7 protein-coding genes and 1 tRNA gene are annotated in these 6025 nt (G+C 71.9%); 2 read left to right on the forward strand and 6 right to left on the reverse strand.

The annotated features are described in order from the left end of the window. Positions 1–176: 176 nt before the first annotated feature. The 4 genes from Q1K57_RS13300 to Q1K57_RS13315 are packed head-to-tail and all read right to left on the reverse strand — an operon-like array spanning position 177 to position 3200. Positions 177–1238, reverse strand: a complete 1062-nt coding sequence (locus Q1K57_RS13300; protein ID WP_300083416.1) for an ATP-binding cassette domain-containing protein — start codon at positions 1236–1238, stop codon at positions 177–179. Next, complete coding sequence (locus Q1K57_RS13305) at positions 1235–2026, reverse strand: ABC transporter permease (protein WP_300083418.1); 792 nt, start codon at positions 2024–2026, stop codon at positions 1235–1237. The genes Q1K57_RS13300 and Q1K57_RS13305 overlap by 4 nt, the downstream gene beginning before the upstream one ends. Continuing rightward, on the reverse strand, positions 2023–2811 hold the full coding sequence (gene modA, locus Q1K57_RS13310; RefSeq protein ID WP_300083420.1) for a molybdate ABC transporter substrate-binding protein: 789 nt from the start codon (positions 2809–2811) through the stop codon (positions 2023–2025). The genes Q1K57_RS13305 and modA overlap by 4 nt, the downstream gene beginning before the upstream one ends. Further along, positions 2808–3200: a TOBE domain-containing protein gene (locus Q1K57_RS13315; RefSeq protein WP_300083422.1), complete on the reverse strand. Its 393-nt coding sequence runs from the start codon at positions 3198–3200 to the stop codon at positions 2808–2810. Before Q1K57_RS13315 ends, modA begins: the two co-directional genes overlap by 4 nt. Positions 3201–3364: 164 nt before the next feature. On the opposite strand from Q1K57_RS13315, the gene Q1K57_RS13320 reads away from it, so the two are divergent. Then, positions 3365–4561 carry a cell wall-binding repeat-containing protein gene (locus tag Q1K57_RS13320; RefSeq protein ID WP_300083424.1) on the forward strand — a complete coding sequence of 399 codons (1197 nt, stop codon included), beginning with the start codon at positions 3365–3367 and terminating at the stop codon, positions 4559–4561. Between the two features lie 59 nt (positions 4562–4620). Here the strand turns inward: Q1K57_RS13320 and Q1K57_RS13325 are convergent. Further along, positions 4621–4699, reverse strand: a tRNA-Gln gene (locus Q1K57_RS13325). Between the two features lie 139 nt (positions 4700–4838). On the opposite strand from Q1K57_RS13325, the gene Q1K57_RS13330 reads away from it, so the two are divergent. Continuing rightward, on the forward strand, positions 4839–5486 hold the full coding sequence (locus Q1K57_RS13330; RefSeq protein ID WP_300083428.1) for a TetR/AcrR family transcriptional regulator: 648 nt from the start codon (positions 4839–4841) through the stop codon (positions 5484–5486). A gap of 29 nt (positions 5487–5515) precedes the next feature. On the opposite strand, the gene Q1K57_RS13335 is transcribed toward Q1K57_RS13330, so the two are convergent. Continuing rightward, the coding region (locus Q1K57_RS13335; protein WP_300083426.1) for a transglutaminase family protein at positions 5516–6025 on the reverse strand (510 nt) is incomplete at its 5' end.

Genomic DNA, 6025 nt, shown 5'->3' on the forward strand with positions numbered 1-6025 from the left:
CTGGCACACAACCTGATCAAGATCAGCGCCCTCCTGGCCGGCTGACCCCCAGAGCCGGGAGACTCCCAGTCAGGAAGGGCCCGCGCCGTCAGCCCGGCCAGCCAGCCGACCGGCGCCACCGGACTTCTTCAGGTCGAAGTACCTAAGCGGCGTCAGGCTGATTGAGCCCACCGGCGTCAGCGCGTGAGGCGAACCCCGACTGCCTTCACGGACGCCTCCACCGGGACGCCGGCCGCCAACCCGAGGGTCCCCACCGAGCGTGCGGTCACATCCGCCACGACGGTGGCCGCGCCCACCGTCAATCGGACGCGCACCACACCCCCACGCGCCTCGAGCCCGATCACGGTGCCGCGCCAGGTGTTCCGCGGCGACCCTTGCGGCGCTCCGCCTGCCGGGTAGAGCGCGACCGCGGCGGGCGCGAAGAGGGCCAGCGCCGCGTCGCCGGCGGCGGGGGCGGCGTCCGGATCGGGCACACCGACCACCTCGAAGTCACCGAACCGCACAACGTCCGCGGAGATGCAGGTGCCGCAGAGCCGGTTCAGCCCGGCGAAATCGGCCGCGAAGTCCGTCGGTGGTCGCCGGAGCACGTCGTCCACCGGGCCGTGCGCCCGGACCCGCCCGTGGTCGAGCACCGCCACGTCGTCGGCCAATGACCACAGGTCGAGCTCGCCGTGGGTCACGAGCACCACCGTCCGCCCCCGCAGACGCTCGCGAAGCAGAGCCCGCAGCCGCCCGGCTGCGGTCACGTCCAGGGCTGCCAAGGGCTCGTCGAGCACGACGAGGTCGGGGTCGGACGCCAGCGCCCGGGCCAGCGCGACGCGTTGCGCCTCCCCGCCCGAGACCTGGTGCGGACGCCGCGCGGCGAGCGAACCGCAGCCGACGGCGTCCAACTCAAGAGCGGCACGCTGCCGAGCTCGGCGTCGGGACACCCCGCGGGCGCGGGGGCCGAACGCGACGTTCTCGAGCACGTCGAGGTGGCCGAAGAGCACGGGCCGCTGGGCGAGGAGGCCCACGTGACGCTGCCAGGGCGGCACCCAGACGCCGGGCCCGGCGACGACACGCCCCCCGAGGGTGACCGTGCCCGTATCGGGCCGCAGGCGCCCCGCAAGCAGGTGGACCAGCGTCGACTTGCCCGCACCGTTGGGCCCGATCACGCCGAGAACACGCCCGGGAGCCGCCTCCACGTCGAGCTGGACGCCGCGGGCTGTGACCCCGGCGTGCACGGTCGCAGCACTCATGCGCTCGCCCCGCGCCGGCGCAACCACCATGCGGGCAGCACCACTAGCACCGCCGCGATGGCGATGAGGGCCACGGAGAGACTGACGGCGACGTCGGCGTCCACCTCGCGCTGCAGGTAGATCTCCAGCGGCAACGTGCGGGTCACGCCCCGGAGCGAACCGGCGAACGTGAGCGTGGCGCCGAACTCGCCGAGGGCGCGCGCGAACGCCATGGTGGCCCCCGCGATCAGCGACGGGCCGACGAGCGGCACAGTGACGCGGCGCAGCACGTGGGCCGGGTTCGCGCCGAGGCCCACCGCGGCGTGCTCGACCTCGGGATCGAGGGAGCGCAGCGCCCCCTCGACCGCCACCACGAAGAACGGCATCGACACGAAGGCCTGCGCGAGGACGACGGCGGCGGTCGTGAAGCCGATCTGGATGCCGGCCACGTCGAGCGTGGCACCCAGCAGCCCGCGGCGCCCCAAGGTGGACAACAGCGCGAGCCCGGCCACCACGGGCGGCAGGACCATCGGCAGGACAGCGAGCGTGCGGGCCACATGCGTCCAGGCACCCCGGGCGCGCGCCATGACGAGCGCCAGCGGTAGGCCGAGACCGACCGCGAGCGCGGTCGAGACCGCGCAGGTGCGCAGACTGAGGCCGAGGGCGGCCACGGAGTCCGGGCGGGTCAGCAGGCCGGGCAGCCGGTCGAGCGGGATCCGCGAAGCCAGACCCGCGATCGGCAGGGCGACGAACGCCAGCGCCAAGCAGGCCGGCAGCCAGATCCAGCGCGGGAGCGGCGGTGGGTTCACGGAGTTCCGAAACCGTAGCTGGCCAGCACCGCCTGACCCTGCGGCGAGGTGACGGCGTCCACGAACTGCTGCGCCACCGCAGGGTCGGACGCCTCGGCCGTCACCGCGATCGGGTAGCGGTTGACCACCTGCTCGGCCCCCGGCACGGGCACGACCTCCACCTTGTCGCCGGAGAGCTTGGCGTCGGTGGCGTAGACGAACCCTGCGTCCGCCTCGCCGGACTCGACCTTGCCCCGAACCTCGGTCACGTTCTGCTCCTCCGACACCGGGTGCAGGGCGACGCCGAGGGTCTCGGCCAGCTGGGCGGTCGCGTTCCCACAGGGGACGCCCACCGCACACACCACGAGGCGCTTGCCGTCGAGCGAGGAGTCCAGACCGGTGATCGCCCCGGGGTTCCCGGCGGGCACGACGAGCACCAGTTGGTTGGTGGCGAACAAGCTCGGCGTCCCGGCCACCAGACCCTGGTCAAGGGCCCGGGTCATGTTCTTCTCGTCGGCCGAGGCGAAGACGTCGGCGGGTGCCCCGCCGGCGAGCTGGTCGACCAGCGTCGAGGAGCCCTCGAAGGAGAACGCCACCTCGGCCCCGCGCTCGGCCTCGAACGCCGCGCCGATCTCCTCGAAGGGTGCCTTGAGGGAGGCGGCCGCGAAGACCGTCAGCGACCCCCCGGGGGTGGGCGCCGCCGGCGCGGGGTCGGTGGGGGTAGCGGGAGCCGGCGCCGTGCAGGCGCCGAGGAGCGCCAGGATGCCAACGCCCAGCACGGCGAGGCCGCCGGACCGGGCCCTCATCGGTCGGCCCGATCCACGACGACGTTGGTTGCCTTCACGCGGGCGGTCGCTGCGACGCCCGGCTCAAGACCGAGCTCGTTCACCGACTCGGTCGAGATCAACGCCACCACCCGGAAGGGACCGCATTGCAGTTCGACCTGCGACATCACCTGGTCGGAGACCACGCGGGTGACGAGCCCCTCGAAGTGGTTCCGGGCCGACGTTGACGACTCGCGCCCCGGCTCCGGCGCGTCGTCGAGCGCGAGGCGCACGAGTTCGACGCCGTCGATGACGGCGTGACCGGCGGCGTCCTGAGCCAGTTCGATGGTGTCGCGGGCGATCCGGCGCCGCAACGTGTCGTCACTGACACCCAGCAGCCGGGCGGCGGTACTGATGCGATAGGCGGGCATGACACCGGAGCGTAGCCGCATGTGCGGATCAATGCACCTCGAAAGGAACGCAACTGCGGCGTCAAGTGAGGGTTGACCAGATCACCTGTGCCGTGCGCGTGTTTGACCTAGAGTCTTCGCCAACGCACCGGCGGTGAGCGGTGCGGCGGAGCGGAGGAGGGGCGATGAACGGACGGCGCCGATGGGGCTTGGTGGCGGCGATGACGGGCTTGCTGGTCATCGGGAGCGGGGTAGCGGGTGCTTCCGCGACCGTGGCGCCGATCACGAGGGAGGGCGTCTTCCGCATCGAGGGCCCCAACCGTTACGCGACGGCGGTGGAGGTGTCGCGGGCGATCGCCCAGCCACCTCAAGAGGTGGTCTACGTGGCCAGCGGCACGAACTACCCGGACGCCCTCGCCGCCGGCCCTGCCGCAGCCAGGGCGAAGGCACCCCTGTTGCTCGTCGCACCCAACGCCGTGAGCCCAGAGGTCATCGCGGAGCTGAAGCGGTTGGAGCCGAGCGAGATCCGCATCGTCGGCGGCCCGAATGCGGTGAGCGAAGATGTTGCCGCCACCCTGAAGGAAGCCACCGGGGCCGAGATCACGCGCATCGCCGGCGATGACCGCTACGAGACGGCCACACTGCTCGGAGAGGGGGTCACCGATCCCGAGCGGATATGGGTGGTCTCCGGTGAAAGCTTCGCCGACGCCTTGGCCGCCGGCGCCGCCGCTGCCCACGACCATTCGATGATCGTGTTGACCCGGCGGGACGCATTGCCCGAGGTGAGCGCTCACAAGCTGGTCGAACTGGCTCCCGCACAGGTCGCGGTGGCCGGCGGTAACGCCGCCATCGCCGAAGCGACGTTCCAGCTGGTGCAGGACGCCGCTCCCGGCGCCCAGGTGAGCCGGGTGGAGGGCACGGATCGCTACGCCACGGCCGCAGCGGTGGCCAAGACGGTCTGGCCCCGAGGAAGTGCGGTGCTCTTCTTCGCCTCCGGCGTCACCTACGCCGACGCCCTTTCTGGAACACCCGCGGCCGCGCTGAGCGATGCGCCGATCCTGCTCACCCGGGCCGATAGGCACCCCGCGGCCACCATCGATGCCCGCCTCGCGCTCGGCTCCGGTACGCGCATTACGCTCGGTGGCGCCTCTGCGTCCTTCATGGAAAGCACCGCGCCTGAGCCGATTGTCGGTCCCGCTCCGGAGCCGACCCAGTCGACACCCCCGGGGCCGTCGCCGACCGACGACGTGAACTGCAGTTCCTTCGCAACCCAAACCGAGGCGCAGGGGTGGTGGGAGTCCCACGGTTACTCCCCCGGCAACGACCCGCACGGGCTCGATGGCAACGGCGACGGGGAGGTGTGTGAATCACTGCCCGGGTGACTCACGCGAGCAAGGAGCGGCATCCGTTGATGGCTGGCGCTCGCACGCGCCTCCGACGGCACCCCGGGCAGGAGTCGAACCTGCTGCGCTAATCCTGATTCAAAGTCAGGCGGGCCCTACCGAAAGACCAACCGGGGTTCGCCCGCGGACGGGCTCGAGAGGCCACTCTACCGGCCTTGCGTCGTGCGTCCATTGGCGCCGGGACGCCGTCTCGCGAGAGACTGACCGGGTGACCCTGCCGCACGCCACGCCGAGGACGCGCCGCAGCCGCGTCCGCATGACGCGCGCCCAGCGGCACGAACAGCTCATCGATGTCGCCCGCGGACTGTTCGCCGAGAAGGGTCTCGACGGCACCTCCGTCGAGGAAATCGCGGCGCACGCGGGCGTCAGCAAGCCGGTGGTGTACGAGCACTTCGGCGGCAAGGAGGGCCTCTACGCCGTCGTCGTCGACCGCGAGGTGCAAACGCTCCACGACGCGATCCATGCGGCCATCTCGCAGCCGTCGGTGAGCCCGCGCCGCCTCATCGAACTCGGCACGCTCGCCCTGCTGGACTACATCGAGGAGAGCCCCGACGGCTTCCGCATCATCAGCCGCGACTCCTCCCCCATCAGCCTGGACGGTAAGGACTCAGCCGAGTCGCGCACGTTCGCCACCATCTTGTCCGGCATCGCCGCCCGCGTGGAGGGCCTGCTGGGCGCCCAGTTCGCCCGCCGCGGCTTCGACCCCGACACAGCGCCCCTCTACAGCCAGATGCTCGTCGGGCTCGTCGCCCTGGCCGGCCAGTGGTGGGTGGACGCCCGCGAGACCACCAGCCTCACCAAGCCCCAGGTCGCCGCCCACCTCGTGAACCTCACGTGGAACGGCCTGTCCGGCCTGCTCCCCCACCCGCGGCTCCTCGTCACCGATGAGGACGCCGACGCGTAAGTGGTCTCGACAAGCTCGACCAGCGGGACTCACGACAGCCGCGTGACGGACACCTCCACGGACAGTTCGGCCTCCTCGTCGCCGAGGTAGACGCCGGTGAAGGGCGGGACGTCCTCGTAGTCACGGCCGCGGGCGACGACGATGTGGTCACCCACCGACTTCCGGTTCGTCGGGTCGACACCCACCCAGTCGCCGCCCCACCACTCGACCCACGCGTGGCTCTCCCCCGTCAGCGGCTGGCCGAGAGGGGCGTCCGGATCGGGCGCGAGGTAGCCGGACACATAGCGCGCCGGGATGCCCAAGTGACGAAGGGCGCCGATGGTGATGTGCACGAAGTCCTGGCAGACGCCCTTCTTCGCCTCCCACGCCTCGGCGGCGCTGGTGGTGGCGACCGTCCAACCGGCCTCGTACTCCAGCTCGGCCCGCACGAGCTCGATCACCTTGGTCACCGTCTCGGCGGGCGACAGCCCCTCGACAGCGGCGGCGAAGTGCGCGTGCACCTCGGTCGGCAGCTCGGTGGTCGGCCGGGCCTCCAGCCA

Source organism: Propioniciclava sp., assembly GCF_029977985.1.
Classification (GTDB): domain Bacteria; phylum Actinomycetota; class Actinomycetes; order Propionibacteriales; family Propionibacteriaceae; genus Propioniciclava.